Annotated in this window: 14 protein-coding genes and 1 pseudogene; 8 read left to right on the forward strand and 7 right to left on the reverse strand. The window is 71.6% G+C overall.

Annotated features, from left to right (window positions below; translation table 11 throughout):
- Both JWR81_RS33235 and JWR81_RS34640 read right to left on the reverse strand, forming a co-directional pair.
- On the reverse strand, positions 1–153 hold a 153-nt coding region (locus tag JWR81_RS33235), incomplete at its 3' end, for a helix-turn-helix transcriptional regulator (protein ID WP_297661895.1).
- Positions 154–1,847: 1,694 nt separating this feature from the next.
- A pseudogene (locus tag JWR81_RS34640) lies at positions 1,848–1,946 on the reverse strand (PASTA domain-containing protein); the annotation flags it as partial.
- 689 nt (positions 1,947–2,635) lie between these two features.
- Between JWR81_RS34640 and JWR81_RS33240 the strand changes: the two are divergent.
- The gene (locus JWR81_RS33240) at positions 2,636–4,594 is read left to right on the forward strand and encodes a ferritin-like protein (RefSeq protein WP_297661874.1); all 1,959 of its coding nucleotides are present in this window, start codon (positions 2,636–2,638) and stop codon (positions 4,592–4,594) included.
- Here the strand turns inward: JWR81_RS33240 and JWR81_RS33245 are convergent.
- Entirely contained in the window at positions 4,564–5,343 is a 780-nt protein-coding gene (locus JWR81_RS33245; protein ID WP_297661876.1) for a DUF2182 domain-containing protein, read from the reverse strand. The genes JWR81_RS33240 and JWR81_RS33245 overlap by 31 nt on opposite strands.
- Before the next feature lie 2 nt (positions 5,344–5,345).
- Positions 5,346–6,923: a tyrosinase family protein gene (locus tag JWR81_RS33250; protein WP_297661878.1), complete on the reverse strand. Its 1,578-nt coding sequence runs from the start codon at positions 6,921–6,923 to the stop codon at positions 5,346–5,348.
- Between the two features lie 172 nt (positions 6,924–7,095).
- Between JWR81_RS33250 and JWR81_RS33255 the strand changes: the two genes are divergently transcribed.
- Positions 7,096–8,649 carry a heme peroxidase family protein gene (locus tag JWR81_RS33255; RefSeq protein WP_297661880.1) on the forward strand — a complete coding sequence of 518 codons (1,554 nt, stop codon included), beginning with the start codon at positions 7,096–7,098 and terminating at the stop codon, positions 8,647–8,649.
- A gap of 126 nt (positions 8,650–8,775) precedes the next feature.
- Here JWR81_RS33255 and JWR81_RS33260 read toward each other — a convergent pair whose 3' ends face one another.
- Positions 8,776–8,952, reverse strand: coding sequence for a hypothetical protein (locus JWR81_RS33260; RefSeq protein ID WP_297661882.1), 177 nt, complete (start codon positions 8,950–8,952; stop codon positions 8,776–8,778).
- Between the two features lie 193 nt (positions 8,953–9,145).
- On the opposite strand from JWR81_RS33260, the gene JWR81_RS33265 reads away from it, so the two are divergent.
- Genes JWR81_RS33265 through JWR81_RS33285 form a run of 5 tightly spaced genes read left to right on the forward strand, consistent with a single transcriptional unit; the run spans position 9,146 to position 12,589 of the window.
- Positions 9,146–9,391 carry a response regulator transcription factor gene (locus JWR81_RS33265; RefSeq protein ID WP_297661885.1) on the forward strand — a complete coding sequence of 82 codons (246 nt, stop codon included), beginning with the start codon at positions 9,146–9,148 and terminating at the stop codon, positions 9,389–9,391.
- A 46-nt stretch (positions 9,392–9,437) separates the two neighbouring features.
- Positions 9,438–9,779 carry a hypothetical protein gene (locus JWR81_RS33270; RefSeq protein ID WP_297661886.1) on the forward strand — a complete coding sequence of 114 codons (342 nt, stop codon included), beginning with the start codon at positions 9,438–9,440 and terminating at the stop codon, positions 9,777–9,779.
- A complete protein-coding gene (locus JWR81_RS33275) occupies positions 9,776–10,684 on the forward strand; it encodes an SGNH/GDSL hydrolase family protein (RefSeq protein WP_297661888.1) in 909 nt (302 codons plus the stop codon). Before JWR81_RS33270 ends, JWR81_RS33275 begins: the two co-directional genes overlap by 4 nt.
- The gene (locus JWR81_RS33280) at positions 10,681–11,025 is read left to right on the forward strand and encodes a hypothetical protein (protein WP_297661890.1); all 345 of its coding nucleotides are present in this window, start codon (positions 10,681–10,683) and stop codon (positions 11,023–11,025) included. Before JWR81_RS33275 ends, JWR81_RS33280 begins: the two co-directional genes overlap by 4 nt.
- Positions 11,026–11,050: 25 nt before the next feature.
- Positions 11,051–12,589, forward strand: a complete 1,539-nt coding sequence (locus tag JWR81_RS33285) for an SIR2 family protein (protein ID WP_297661891.1) — start codon at positions 11,051–11,053, stop codon at positions 12,587–12,589.
- On the opposite strand, the gene JWR81_RS33290 is transcribed toward JWR81_RS33285, so the two are convergent.
- Positions 12,566–13,978: an ADP-ribosylglycohydrolase family protein gene (locus JWR81_RS33290; RefSeq protein ID WP_297661892.1), complete on the reverse strand. Its 1,413-nt coding sequence runs from the start codon at positions 13,976–13,978 to the stop codon at positions 12,566–12,568. The two genes, JWR81_RS33285 and JWR81_RS33290, sit on opposite strands and share 24 nt — an antisense overlap.
- Entirely contained in the window at positions 13,975–14,799 is an 825-nt protein-coding gene (locus tag JWR81_RS33295; RefSeq protein ID WP_297661893.1) for a DUF6569 family protein, read from the reverse strand. Before JWR81_RS33295 ends, JWR81_RS33290 begins: the two co-directional genes overlap by 4 nt.
- Before the next feature lie 71 nt (positions 14,800–14,870).
- Here JWR81_RS33295 and JWR81_RS33300 point away from each other — a divergent pair.
- Positions 14,871–15,535, forward strand: a 665-nt coding sequence (locus JWR81_RS33300; protein ID WP_297661894.1) for an NUDIX domain-containing protein, incomplete at its 3' end; no start/stop codon positions are given.

Consider the following 15,535-nt stretch of genomic DNA (forward strand, 5'->3'; position numbering starts at 1 on the left):
GAGCACCTTCAGGTGCTGCGAGACGGCCGGTCGACTGACCGGCAGCACGTCGGCGAGCTGCCCGACGGCCAGCGGCCCCCGGGACAGCACGTCGATGATCGACTGCCGGGTCGGGTCGCCCAGCGCGATCAGCATCGCGGTTGCGTTCGTCATGACGAACCGTAAGCTACCAATTACCGAGTTGCCGTCAACCCCCGTGGCCCGACGGTGCCGCCGACCGACGCGTCGACCATCGCCACCACCAGCTGTAATACCCCGCCGATCGGGGCCGATCTGGTAGATCGCGCAGTTGACCACCAGGCGGGTTGGCGATGGTGACGATGATGATGTCCAGACGCCCGACGCCGTCGAGGTCCGCCAGCGCGACACCGGCGCCTGGTTCTCGGCGGAGCGCTGACGATCACGATCACGGCAAAGCGGTCGCCCAGCGTTTCAGCACCCACGTACTGAGCGTGAGGTTCCTGACACTAACGCGCGCCAATCTGCGCGGTGCGCCGACCAGGATGCGGCTCAACGTGTGCGGCAGGCGGCACGGACACGCGCACCCCATGGACGGCGTCTTCGACGCGAACAGTGTCGACGCGAACGTCGGAGTCCGTGTCGATACCTGTGCCGAGGGACCGGTGTCAGACTCGGTGTCTGACAACCCGTGGCTCGTCCGGCCTTGGACTCCGAGGAACGTATGTGTTGCGCTGCGCCACGTACTGGTCCTCCGGAATGGCTCGATGCGCAGGCTCGAGCCTGTCGTGTGGGGCGATCGACGCGAGGTGGTGGTGTCGTGACTGAAGCGCCACGGTGAGACGACAAAGGTATTCTGGAAGACCGATCAGTCGCTTTCTGGACCGTCGTCGGAGGGGCCTGCAGCCGTCATTTCGTTGCTGGTCGCCGTCCTGACGTTGACCGGTGGCTCGGCGCCGGATCCGGCCACCCAGATCCGGGCTTGCGAGTCGGCGCACCAACTGAGCACCGCCGTGGCTCGGACCCAGCCCACCGAGTCCCGGACCGACTTCGCCTCCTGCACCTGGCCACCGGCACCCCCCGCGGATCCGGACGGCTTCACCGTGATCTCCAGCGTAGAGACCGACATGCCAGGTGGGACCGAGGCCACCGGCGATGACTTCGTCGACCGGATCACCGGCCCCTGCTCCCAGTTCAGACTCGCCTACACCTTCGGCTCCCAAGTCGCACTCCAGCATCTGCCGGCATTCGTCGTGCCGCCCGACACCATCACCACGGTGGAGAACCCGGGCCCGGCATTCGCCGGTACCCTCCCCTTCACCCCTCCCCGGGGCGAGGTCGACATCGTCCGGAGCGGCCGATACGAGCTCGACGAGGCCAGCTGCTCCCTGTCAGAATGTCCCGGCACACCAGGTGTGCGAGACGAGGGGTTAGGCAGAAGCCGGTATCGACGCCAGCGTGGCGCGCCCAGGCCTCCTCTACGCCAGCGGAAGATCAGGTCGTTGAAGGAGCGCCCGAGCCGGAAGACCGACATCAGCACACTGCGGCCTGTCGCCGATCAGGGTGAGCCCTACCCCCCGAACTCCTCGGCCACCGCGGCGAAGGCGGCCCCCGGCTGAACTGCGCCGAACTCGCGGATGATCGCGACCAGGCCCGAGCTCCCGTCGGCGGAGGCGGTCACCGCGCTGGCGAAACTCCACAACCCTGCGCCGGTAGCCCTCTTGTGGCCTCGTGATCTGCGGCCAGTCCGGACTGGGCGGGCCTATTTCGTTCCGGATGGGACCCTTCGGGCCAGGCGGGGTCGGCACCCGCGAGCCGCCCCCACCTCCCCCACCTCCGCTGTCGTCGCCGTCGGTATGCGGTGGGTCTGGGGGCGGGCTGACCCATACCGACACCCGGGCACCCATAGGCACCTCGGTGCCTGCCGCCGGGGATTGGCGGATCACTGTGCCGTACCCGGCCGCGGCATAGCAGGGGCGGCGCAGCACGACGAGCAGCCCGGCGCCGAGAGCCAGGTCCTACGCGGCCCGCAGGGCCAGGCCGAGCGGTGAGGCACCGTGCCCGTGCTCGCTGAGGACGTGGTCCGCCGTCTCATGACCGACCACAGTAGACACCCGCCGGCGTGCGGGCTACTGCCAGACCGGCTACCACATGGGTCTTCCGGCCAGTTCCGACCGCTCCCCGACCGGGTGGGCATGCTCATGCTCCTGATCGTGTCGATCACCGCGCCTCTGCGACGTTCCACGGCACGCGTCCGGTCCGGCGGCGCGATACGGGCCGGACTGGCCGTGGCGGGGCTGTCACGCCGCCTCGGCCGCGGCAGCGGTTCCATCATGCTCCGCACCCCTCGCCGCAGGCCGGCAGGTCGTACTGGTTGGGCTTGACCCCTGGCACCAGACCAGGTGCGACCAGGCGAACAACCGTGTGTGATCAGTGAACCGTCGCGCGCACGGCAACCATCGGCCGGACAGCCCGACTGGGACCTCCCAGGCGGGCGAAGTCGGCTGGTGGTCTGCGCTTCCCCGGATCGGTGACGGCTGTATCAGGTGGCTGTCCGGACCACTCCTGCAATGAGGGCCGCCTGGGTCCTGTCGGGTCGAGAGTGGGGAGTGACAACGATGCGCGAACATTCCGACCGGACGCGGGACGGCTCGCTGTGAAGGCGATCGTCAGGTTGATGAGCGTGCCCACCGAAAAGCGCGACCTCGCCTGGGTGCAGGAGAGTCTGCGCGCGGCGGTGGAGCTGGAGATGAGCACGATCCCGCCGTACCTCTACGCGGCGTGGTCGATCGATCAGGCGCAGGACCCGTCGTCCTGCGCGGACACGATCCGCGGGATCGCGGTCGAGGAGATGCTGCACCTGGCCATCGCGGCCAACCTCCTGACCGCCGTCCGCGGCAAGCCGGACTTCGTGCACGCCGCCCCGTCCGCCTATCCCACGCAGCTGCCCACACACATCCACGAGGGCCTGGTCGTCGATCTCGCCTCGCTGTCGAAGGATGTCCTGCTGAAGACGTTCATGGTCATCGAGGAGCCGATGGCGCACCTTGTCGACGACGACCTCTTCACCCCGACGGGCGCCCATCTGATCGGCCAGTTCTACGCCGACGTGTTCGACACGCTGGCGGCCCTCAAGCCGACGTTCTCCACCGCAGGGCAGGTCGACCTCACCGCCGTTCCGATCACCGGTGCGCAGAAGCTCACGATCACCACCATCGACGAGGCGCGGACAGCGATCGAGCTCATCACCCACCAGGGCGAGGGGACGGCGACCGCCCCCTTCGACAACGCGGACAACCCGCCGGAGCTCGCGCACTTCTACAAGTTCGCCCAGATCGCACACGGCGCGGAGCTGACGCCGACCAAGCCGTTCTCCTACACGGGCAACGCTATCCAGATGCCGGTGGTCCGCGACGTCACACCCGCTCCGGCCGATCTCCCCGCGGGGAAGGCGTTCGACCTGGCCTACAGCCGGCTGTTGTCCGCGCTGCAGGACGTCTGGGACGGCAAGGGCGATCTGTCCGACGCCATGTTCGGCGCGATGCCCGACCTCGCCACCCAGGCCGAGGCGCTGTTCACGGCAGGCCACGGGCCCGCGTTCCGGGTGGTCGACGCCAACGGGAACCCGATCGGACCGCCACCGGGCGGGAGCAGGTTCGCCCGGGTCATCCAGATCCTCGACAACGCGCTCGGATCGGCGCCCGCCCACACACATGGTGCGTTTTGGCGCGGCCTGACCCGTGACCAGTTCGTGGCGAAGGTCGTGCTGGCCAAGCCACTGCTGGCCATCGGGGACGGAGCGGGGTCGAACCTGGTCAAGGCGCTGCGCGGCCAGTCACCGTTCGGCAAGGACCAGGGCGTCCCCGGCGCCACGATCTTCCGCATGCCCAAGAACCTGCCGCCCGCCTCCGACATCGACATCGACTTCATCGAGTCCTGGATCGACGACGGCTGCCCGGACGCGCCCTCGGTGGACGCCACCACCACGGTCTCGCTCACCACGGGGGCGTTCCGGCCGGACCCGGCCGACCACGTCGCCTACTTCCGGGATCTCGACGACTGGGCGGCGTGGCACGCGACCCCCGATACCGTCGACAAGATCAACACCGTGCAGGGCGCGAACCTGCTGTGGCTGGACTACGCCATCGACGCCACCCACGAGCAGGCCTGGGTCGACGCGATCTCGACGGACACCGCCCGCGCAGCGTTCACGGCACTCGCGCAGCGGCAACAGCAGACCGTCGAGGCGCATTACGGCATTCCGGTGCCGCTGCTCACGCTGCTCGACGGCTACGAGCGCTTCGGCAACGACGGCCTGCCCGACGATCCCCTCCGTCCGTCGGAGCCGCGGCACAACATGGACAGCCCGGTCATGTGGTTCCTGCTGGGTGCGTTCGCCGAAGCGTGCGTCCGGCTGCGGATCGCGGCCGAATTCTGGACATTCTTCCAGCGTCCGATCCTGTGCGGCCTGCTCAACGACGGGTTGTTCCGCGCGGACCGCTTCTCCGTGACGGGCTTCCCATCCACAGCGGAGGGGCGTGCGGACGTGTTCGCGTTCGTCCAGCAGGTGGCCGACGCGGACCTGGCGGGCGAGATCAGATCGCGCTACGCCGCGTCAGGCCTCGGAGCCGGGTGACTCGCGCCCCGACCGATACGGAAGGTGGGGCGGCGGCCCACGCCGCTCCACCAGCCGGCCCAACGGGCCGCGCACACCTGCACCGCGGCGGGCACCCGCAGACCCCACGCAGGCGGTTCTGGGCCCGCCAGCCGCTCGACCACGAGCCAGAGGGCCACCCCGGCCATGACAGCCGGCGCGGCGGCAGGGATGACGACCAGGGGAAGCAGCATCAGCGCCCAGCAGGTGCCCACGCACCACACCCCGTGGGCCAGGCCGAAACGCAGCGCGGCGAGATCACCCGCCAATCCGAACGCCGGCAGGGCCGGATGAGCATGGGCGCGGTTCAGACACCGTCCGCGGGCAGGTGTGGACCCCCACGCCAGCGCCACCGCCAGCGCCGTGGCCGCGGGCGCCGGGCCCGTGCGCGCGATCAACCCGGCCACGTCGGTGAGTGCGCCGCAGGCGACCAACCACACGCCGAGATAGCCGACGACGAACAGGGTGATCACCCGCGCGCGCCTGCGGGCGAGGCTCCGGACGCGAAGATGGCGCACCGGCTCCGTCAGCAGCGGGGCCATCGCCGCCAGCATCAGCAACCAGCCCGCCGCCGTCGAGGCGAGCCCCATCGGGCGGCCGCCCCCCGATGCCCCGTGGGCCGCCGATCCACCATTGCTCACGGTGTCGATGGCGTTCAACAGCCAGGCCGTCGCCGCGATCGTCAGCAGGGGCCCGCGGACCAGGGCCTGTTCCCGGGTCCTCGAGGGCACGGTCAGCGACCTTGGCGGAAGACGCTGACCCGTCCGATGGTCAACTCCATGCCCGGTGGCAAGGGTTGTCGCGGCACGATGTCGACCGTCAGGCTCTCCGGCACGGCGGCTTCCACGTGCAATGCGTCCACGATCGTGGTGATCTCCAGGACCGACGTGAGCCCGTCGCCGCCGTGCTCGCCGTCCCTGCGGCTCGCGGCGCTCACGCCGAACAGGCCGATGCTGCCCGCGAGCAGCTCGGGATGGTCGGCGGGATCGGCTCCCTCGGGCAGATCGACATAGACCCGCAAGGTGACGCCGTCGGAATCGCCCCGGATGTTCTCGAGGTTGAGGAAGACCCGGTCCGGAACCCCACCCGGGACTTCTGCCAGGCTCGCCGTGACCGTGTCGCGCATCGCTGCGTCGAGCCGGACGACCGTGCGCGCAGCCGAACGTGCCACGGCGACGGGCCCGTCGTTGGCGCCGACCATCTCGACGTTCTGGTCTTCGGCCACGCCTGCTCCTTCCGCGTCGACCGCACCCGGTCGCAGCCTGCGGACCGCCAGGGCGGTCGGCGGCGCTGTGATCGGCGGCGCTGTGCCTTGTTTGAGGTCGTCGTAGCTATAGTTCAGCTCGGTCAGGTCCTGCATCGTCGCCGGGGTGTAGGTCCAGGTCACAGCGGATCCGGCCGGGTCGCCGGGCAGGGGCATCGCGAACACCCGTGGCCCGGTGGGACCGCCGAGCCAGCTCGCGTCGTCTGGGTTGAGGTGCGGCGGGGTGCCTTGCGACGTGTTCCGCAGCCACGCCTCCCACATCCGGTCGATGTTCGCGTGGTGCAGCCAGAAGATCGGGTCGAGGCCCGCGGTCTCCGGTTTGCCCATCAGCCCCCGCACACCCTGGGCGTTGTGCCCGCCCACGTCGACGTGCACCTGGTCGTGCGGGTTCAGCTCGAGCGCGCCGTGCGACGACGAACCGTGTTCGAAGTCGGTGAGGTCGGGTCCGCCGAAGCCCGGTGCCGCGCCGGTGCCCGCGCCGACGAACTCATCGTCGGCCATCGCGCGACGATTGATGTCGAAAGCGCGCACCGAGACGCCGACGCCGTTGCCATTCGGGCCGAACCGGCGCCGGATGAACAGGGGGTTGGGTCCAGGCCCCGGCCAGTCCGCGGGGTGCTCGGTGAACGCGGGTGGCAGCGCGTTGTGGCCGGTCGCGAAGTAGTTCCAGTACGGCAGCGCCCAGCTCGCCGGGCCGCCCACGGACACGATCGCGTCGCGGACCACAGCTTCGAACGCCAACAGGTAGCCGCGATGCCACGGCAGGAAGTACCACGTGCCGTGCTGGCACTGCTCCCAGAACGTCGCGCGGTCGGTCGGATCGGGCGGCGGTTCCGTAGCGCTCCAGAACTTCGCGGCCTTCCACAGACTCTGGTCGAATCCGTGTATCGCAGCATAGAAGCGCCAGCTCGTCGGATTCTGGAGCGGTCGCTCCTGCATTGCCGCCACTCCGCGGGCGTACCAGAGCAGGTTCGGATCGGCGAAGGTGCCGCCGTTCGCGTAGACGTCGCGACGGACAACCGCCTGGGCAGGCACCGGTGTGATCACCCAGCCACCTCCAACGCGCGAGCGGGAACCCCGCGGTGAGCCGCAGCCCTGTTGTGAGGAGTCGGGACATGCCCGCCGTGATACATCCGCAGGTGTCGCTGAATAGCGGTATCAAGCCTCCGGCTGCCAGCCTCCTTTTCTCGGCGCGAGTGTTGGAGTCCGAGGAGGCAGCATGTCGACGAACGAGCTACGACACGGGACCTGGTGGGACAGGTTGCGTGGCATCCCGCTCGACAAGGCGATGGAGGGGCGGTTCACCAGGCTCTTCGACGCCCAGCCGAACCAGCCGTACAACGAAGACGACCTGCGCGCGCTCGCCCTGGCAATGACCGCAAGCCCCGACGTGCCACCGACACCCGAGACGTCCGATCCTCCCGACGCCGAGGAGAACAGCGGGGTCCCGGCCGCCTACACCTACTTCGGCCAGTTCATCGACCATGACCTGACCCTCGACCCGACCTCGTCGCTGCGCGAGCGGCTCAACCCGCAACAGCTGCAGGACCTGGTGGGCTTCCGGACACCGCGGTTCGACCTCGACTGTCTCTACGGCCGCGGCCCCGACGACCAGCCCTACCTCTACAACGGGGTGCGGATGCAGCTGGGCAACCCCATGGCGGGCAACGACCGCGACCCGCACGCCGTCGACGTGCCGCGCGGCCCCAACGGACGCGCCCTCATCGGCGACCCCCGCAACGACGAGAACCGCATCGTCGCCCAGTTGCAAGCCACGATGCTGCGCTTCCACAACGCCGTCGTCGGAACGATGCCCGACGCCGACTTCGCGACCATTCGCAACCTGGTGCGCTGGCACTACCAGTGGGTCGTGGTCAATGACTTCCTCCCGACGCTGGTCAACGCGGCCACCGTGAAGGACGTCTTCCCGCACCTCGCCGCCGGGACGACCGTGGCCGAGAACCCGCCCGTGCCCGGCCTGCCCTGCAACGACGGCCTTCCTCTGATGCCCGTCGAGTTCTCGGTGGCCGCCTACCGCTTCGGGCACTCGATGATCCGTCCCATCTACCGGCTCAACGAGTCGCTGTCGCGCCGCCAGATCTTCTCCACCTCCACCGACCCAGCAGGCGACCTCGGCGGCATGCGCCCGATCCCGTCGGACTGGGCGATCGACTGGCAGTTCTTCCTCGACATCGGCGACGGCGCCCCCGACGATCCGCCCGAGGCGAACGACCCGATCCCGCGCAGGCCACAGAACTCCTACAAGATCGACACGTCGCTGGTGAACCCGCTCGGCCTTCTGCCTGCTGTGATCGCCAGCAACCCGTCCTCGCTCGCCGAACGCAACCTGCTGCGCGGCCTCACCTTCGAGCTGCCGACCGGGCAGCAGGTCGCCCGCGCGCTCGGCGAACAGCCGCTCGACGACGCCGACATCAAGATCGGAAAGGCGACCGACGATCCCGCCGAGCAAGGACCATCCATCACGGAGATCTCCATCAACTTCGCCGGGCACGCGCCACTATGGACCTACGTGCTGGCCGAGGCTTGGCAGACGTCGTGGCAGGCCATCGCGAAGCCCGACAACGCGACCCCGATCCGGCTCGGTCCTGTCGGCGGACGCATCGTCGCCGGAACGTTCGCTTCGCTGCTGCTCGGCGATCGCACGTCGATCGTCTACGCGCCCGACTTCGCGCCGCTCGACGCCTTCACCCAGGCCGACGGCACCTTCGGACTCGCCGACCTGATCAACGCGGCTCTAGGCCGCAAGGCGTGACGTCAAGACCCGCCGACCGCCGCGCGGTCGGCGGACCTGCCCTCATGTGGGTTGCGGGGCGAGCAGCCGGGAGGTGGCGTGGACGCCGTGGACGAGCGACTGGCCGCCCGGCTGGCCTGTGGGGTGTCAGAACGCTGCATACGCTGCTGACCAGCGGTGATCGGCGCCTTCCAATGGCCGGGCACGATCGTCGCCGTGACTTTGCGGCTGCTGTATCTGATCTTCCAGCAGCCGCTCGGACTGCTCCTGCTGATGCGCCGCACCTCCTCCACCAAGGACGTCGAGGTCCTCGCGCTGCGGCATGAGGTCGCCATGCTCCGCCGTACCAACCCGAGACCACACCTGGACTGGGCGGATCGGGCCGTCTTCGCCACCCTCCGTCGGCTACCGACGAGGCTGCGCGGCCACCGCCTGGTCACCCCGGGCACCATCCCGCGCCGGCACCGGGCACGAGCGGATGGAGCTCGCGTGCCGGTCGCTGTTGCGCGGTGCGGGCGTGCCCCTTCCGCGGCGCGAGTACGGCCACGCCGACGTGCCGCCGCGGCTCGCAGAGCGCGGCATCACCTGCCGCGAGACCGCCGTGCTCGCGCTCCTCGCCCGGCGGCTGAGCAGCGCCGAGATCGGCGAGCGCCTGTTCATCTCACCGCGCACGGTCGACAAGCACATCGAGCGGCTGCTCCACAAGACCGGGACGGCCCGCCGCGCCGAGCTCGCTACGTGGTGGGCGGCGGTAGGTACGTAGCCGTTGCCCTGTCGGCCGTACGCGGCGGCCCGCGAACCTCGTTCCCGTGACCGGTTCTGACCTCCCGCCTCTCGCCGTCGTCCGCGCGTTCTTCGACGCCCTTGCCCGTGGTGACGTGCCGGCGGTCCTGGCGGCGTTGGATCCGCAGGTCGTCTGGGCCCGGACCGTGGACGGCCCGGACGCCGTCGTGGGGTCCGGTGCGGTGCTCGAGGAGGTCCTCGCCCCTTGGCTCGCTGCCGGGGTCGGGCCCGTCGGGTACCGGGCCACCGGCGACGACGTCGTCGAGGCCGGGCTCGACGTGCCCGCCGTTCACGTCGTCCGCCTGCACGCCGGTCGCATCGCCCGCGTCGATCAGCTCGCCCAACCCGCCGAAGGAGACCTCCGATGATCAAGTACGTCATGCCCCTCCTCGCCGCCACCGCACTCGCGGTGGCGACCGCGACCCCGGCCACCGCGGCGGCGCCGGCACCGCTCGGGCCCGGCGACCGCTACGTCGCGCTGGGCGACTCGTACGCGTCCGGCTCGGGCGTCGGCCCGCTGGCCGACCCGGCCTGCCTGCCCTCGACCCAGGACTACCCGGCCTTGCTGGCCCGGCGGCTACGGTTGCAGCTGACCGACGTGACGTGCTCCGCGGCCACGATCGGCAACATGGTGGACACGCCGCAGCAGACGCTGGGCGGCACCACGGTGCCCCCGCAGGTCGACGCCGTCACCCCGGACACCCGGCTGGTGACGATCACCGCGGGCGGCAACGACGTCGGGCTGTTCCTCGACATGGTGCGGTTCTCCTGCAGCCACGACCCGGCGACCGTGGCCGCCGCGCCGCACCTGCCCGGCTTCGTCCGGTTCGTCTTCTGCCAGGCCGCCGACACCGGTGCCACCACCGCGGCGCTCGTGGGGGTCGAGACGGAGCTGGTGCGCCTGGTGGGGACGGCCCGAAGCAAGGCGCCCGCCGCGCAGATCGTGCTCACCGACTATCTCGACGTCGTCCCGCTGTTGGGGTCCGCGTGCCCGCACATGCCACTGACGGGCGACGAGCTGACGTTCTTGCGCCGCACGCAGGTGCAGCTGTCCGTGGCCGTCGCGCGCGCCGCCCTGCGCACCAACTCCCGGTTCGTGCCGGCCGCGCTGCTGGGCGCACCGCACGACGCCTGCTCCGCTGCGCCGTGGACCAACCGCTTCGTCTTCGGCGACTACGCCCAGGTCGGGCTCGACGCCTACCACCCCGACGCGCAGGGCAACGCCGCGATCGCTGACGCCGTCGCCGTCGCGACGAAGGCGCCGCTGGGATGAGCGGCGCCATGGACGGGACGGTGCTCGTGCAGCTGGTGCCCACCGAGGACGGGGGCGAGATCGGGTGGGGCAGCAGCCGGCTCGCATCCCTGACCGGGAGGGCGGAGCAGATCGAGGGCGCGATGCGGGGCGGCATGGCCGTGGCCGCGGCGGCGCTGTCCTCGTTGCCCGACCCCGGGGACTGGCGGGTGGAGTCGGTCGAGACCGCCATCGCATCCGCCGCGCCGACGAGCCGTCCCGCGACAGGACTGCGAAGCCTGCGCGAACGGATCACCACGCTCGAGACGCATCGGTCCGCACCTGCCGCTTTCGACGTCCTGACCCCGCCGACGCGGCGATGAAGCCGCCAGCCCTAGTCTCGCCGCGGTGGCCCATGTCTTCGTTGCTCCCGGCGACGTCACGCGTCTCGCTGCGGACGCGTGGCTGCTGCCGACCGACCAGACGCTGAGCATCCGTGATGCGTGGTTCGACCGCGTTCCCGCACTCCGTCAGGTGGTCGACACGCTCGGCGACCACGCCCGCGGTCTCCGGGACGGCACGGCGCACGCTCTCGTACTGCCCGGCTGGTCGGAGACGACACCGCAGCCGGTGCTCGTCGCCGTTCCCTACGACGGGGTCCGGGAGTCCGGTCAGATCGTCGCGCCGTTGCAGGAGGCGCTGCGTGCCGCGGCCGAGGCCGGGAGGTCGCGGGTACCCCTCCGCCGAGCCACCGCCCACCGTGGCCTGCCCCTGGTCGCGCTGCCGCTGTTCGGGTCGGCGGGCGGGGGTGGCGATCAGCTCCGCGGCGAGTTGATCCGCACCGTCCTCGACGTCGCCGGCGCGATCGCGGAGGACGAGCACGTCGACGTCGCGCTCGTGCTGCGCCAACCGTCCGACCTCGCGCAGGCCCACGCGCTGCGCCGGGCCGACGCTCGGTCGTGGTGCGAGCTCGACGACGCGCTCGTCGCCCGCGCCCGCACGCTCGCCGGGCACGCCCGTGCCGGGCGACTGGTCCCGTTCATCGGCGCGGGGGTCTCGGCGACAGCGGGCCTGCCATTGTGGACCGACCTCGTCGCGGACCTCGCCGAGGGCAGGCTCCCCGACGCCGAGCGGCGCGACTTCGGGCACCTCGACGTGCTGGACCAGGCCCACGTCCTACGCCACCTGTACCCCGACCGGGCGGGCTTCGCCCGGGCGGTGGCCGAGCGGACCGGCGCCGATCACTACGGGCTCGCGCCCGCGCTGCTGGCCGGCCTGCCCACCCGCGAGGCCGTCACCCTCAACTACGACGAGCTCTACGAGCTCGCCGCATCGGACATGGGCAGGCGGACCGCCGTGCTGCCCGAGGAGGCGGCCGGTTCCGGCGGGCGCTGGCTGCTCAAGCTGCACGGCACGGTGCGCCGGCCCGAGACCATCGTGCTGACCCGCGAGGACTACCTCTCCTACGGTCGGGGCCGCGAGGCGCTCTCCGCGCTCGCCAAGGCCATGCTGCTGACCCGGCACCTGCTGTTCGTCGGCTTCGGTCTGGCCGACGACCACTTCCACGAGCTGATGCACGACGTCCGCGAGGTGCTCCCGCCGGACCGTCGGGAGTCCCGGCTCGGTACCGCGGTGCTGCTGTCGTCGAGCCCACTGCGGGAGCGCATGTGGGGTGGGGAACTCGATCTCGTCGGGGTCGGCGGTGACGCGATCCCCGACCAGGCCCGGCGGCTGGAGATCTTCCTCGACTGCCTGCTCGCGCACTCCGACCAGGGCCTGTCGTTCTTCCTCGACGAGCGCTACCGGCACCGCCTCGACGACGCCGAGCTGCGGCTGCGCGACCGGCTCCTGCGGCTCGCGTACGAGACGACGCCCGCCGAACGCGACACGCCCGCCTGGTCGTGCCTCGCGGACACGCTGAGGTCACTCGGCCTCCCCGGCGAGTAGCCCCTCGACGATCGACCGACGCGGGCGCGCCGACGGCAGCACGGCCAGTACCCGCTGCAGCGCCGCCGCCCGCGTCGTGCCCGTGATCATCGCGCCGTAGGCGGCGGCTACCGTCGGGGTGCGGGTCTCGGCGTGCACGCAGTGCAGCAGCACCGTGCGCCCCTCGGCGCGCAGGTCGCGCACCGCGGTGGCGGCGTCGGTGAGCACGCGCGGCAGGTCCAGGTTCGCGTCGTCGCGGTCGACCAGCCACACCTCGACGTGGTCCTCGGGCCGCACTCCGTCCAGCGGCGCCTGGCCCGCCCCGAGCCGGCAGAGGCTGACCACCGCGTCCGCCACACCGGCACGGAGCGCACCGACGGCCCCGAGCAGCACCCCCGGGTCGTCGGGATGCGCGACGGTGGTGCTCGACGCGCCGGCGTAGGACGGGATCGTCGGCGCGGCGGGCCATCCCTCGCCGTCGGGCTCCCCGTGCTGCGCGGTGAGCACCGCGAGCCTGGTCAGGTCCGGCGCCCGAAGGCCGGGCCAGCCGTGCAGGACCCGCCGCCACCGCACCGGTACGGCGCTGCCGCCGAAACGCGCACCGAGCAAGGCACCCGCGATCGCCGCGACGGTGTCGGTGTCTCCCCCACCGCGCACGGCCGCGACAAGCCCGTCCTCCAGGCTGCGCGCGCCGTGTACGGCCGCCCACGCCCCCTGCAGCGCGGCGACGACCCACCCGTTGTCGCTGGCGAACCGGCCAGGTGTCGCCTGCTCGGCGTCGTCGAGCAGCTGCGCCCACTCCGGCCCGACGAACTCCAGCCCGACCCGAACGTCGAGCTCACCGGTTCGGACGGTGTGATCGATCGCCAGACACCACAGCACGCACGCATCGCCGGCGTGGCGATCATGGTGGGTCAGCGCGCTGACGGCGCGGGCGGCGCCGGCGATCGCCGGCGCGTCGCCGAGGTGGGCCAGCGCGACGGGCCCGGTGCGCATCAGGGACCCGTTGCCCGCGCTACGACCGGTGCGGGCGTGCACCGCGACTGCCCGCTGCCGCAGCCGCTCGGCCGATCCCGGGCCCGGCCGACCACCCGACAGCACGGCGCGCGTCTGGTTCCCGATGTCCGCGGGCCCGTCGGCGTACCAGCCCAGGAAGCCGTCGGCGACCCGGTCGAGCACGGCGTCGTCGCGCAGATCGGCGCCGTCCGCGGCGATGCGGGTGATCACGCACGCCATCTCCGTGTCGTCGCTCCACTGCCCGGGCGCGTAGCCGCCGAGCCCGCCGCCGAGCATCCGCGGTGACTCGCCGACCGGCGGCAGCGGCCGAGAGCCGTACTCGTAGGGGACGCCCAGCGCGTCACCGGCGGCGGCGCCGAGCAGCACGCCGACGGCGCGGTCCGGGCGGGTCATGCCGACACCAGCGGGTGCCGCAGGTTGACCGCGACCGTCGCCACCGCGCGACCGCGCCAGTGCAGTGCCGTCACCCGCGTGTATGACGACTCGCCGCGGAACCCGATCCCGCAGCCGCCGTCCACCGGGTCCAGCGAGGTGTCAGGGAGGTGCCGCACGAACCGCCGCGCCCGCCGGCCCGGCGTCTCCACCGGCGGCGCGCCCACCGCGTCGACCGCGACCCCGCGCAGCAGCCCTTCCCCCACCGCGGCGAGGGTGCGGGGCGAGTCGAACACCTCCAACAGCAACGGCTGCCCGGCCACCCCGACCAGCACACCGCTCTGGAACGCGCACGGCCGCAGGCCCCCGACCAGGTCGTCCACCGCGTCGACCCGATCGCGGGTCGTGTCGAGCAGCGACTGCGTCGGGCTCGCGCCGTAGCGGGCCACCCGGTCCCACACCTGCTGCTGGCCACCGGCCGCGCGGATCGCCACCGGGGCCCGTGCGCCACCGCGGACATGCTGCCCGCCCCCGCTCCACCGCCCCTGCTCGACGCAACGGACCTCGATCACCGCGGACGCGCCCGGGGCGACGAGAACGGTCGCCGCGGCGACCCGGTGCTGCCATCCGCCCTCCAACAGCTCCCCCTCCAACACCAACGCCGGGCGCGCGCCGCGGTTGGTCACGACGAGCTCGCCCACCACCGGTGCGCCCGCCCGCTCCTCCACCGTGATCGACGACCCGACCAGGTCGTACCCGCGGGCGGTCACCGCCTCCCCGTTGAACACCGGGAAGACGGTCAGGCCGCCCCGGACCTCCGGACCACCAACATGAAACTCCATGTACTCCCCCTGAACAGTTAGCGCGTTCGTGCGCTAACCAATAAGAGCACACATGCGCTAACTTGTCGAGCATGGCGTGGCGAAGCGAATCCGGACGGACACTCGAGGACTACCCGCACCCCTCGGTCGCGGTCGACGTCGCGCTGCTGACCGTGCGGGACGGGACGCTCTCCGTCCTCGTGCACGAGCGCACCGCCGACTACGCGCCCGGCCGGTACTCCCTCCCGGGCACGTTCGTGCGCATCGACGAGACTTTGGAGGAAGCCGCGCGACGTGCTCTACGCACGAAGGTCGGAGTAACCGGACAGCAGCCCGAGCAGCTCCACGTCTTCGACGATCCCGCGAGGGACGACCGGGGGCGGGTGCTCAGCGTCGCGCACGTCGACCTGGTCCCCCTCGATCGGCTCGGCGACGCCGATGTCCTGCTCGCCCCGATCGAGGGGGCTCCCGCGCGTCCGGTCCTACCCGGCGGGCACACCCACCTGGCGTTCGACCACGACCACATCGTCGAACGGGCCGTGGAGTGGGCGCGAACCCTCTACGGCCGCGCCCCGGACCCGCGAGGGCTGGCCGGAGCGGAGTTCACGCTGCTGGAGCTGCAGCGGCTACACGAAGCGATCGGCGGCCGCGCGCTGCAGAAGGACACCTTCCGCCGCCGGGTCCGCGACGACCTCGACGACACCGGCCAGCTCAGCTCGGGCACCATCGGCAAGCCGGCGCGCCTCTACCGGAGGCG

Origin of the sequence: Pseudonocardia sp. (assembly GCF_025965585.1) — a bacterium.
GTDB lineage: Bacteria > Actinomycetota > Actinomycetes > Mycobacteriales > Pseudonocardiaceae > Pseudonocardia.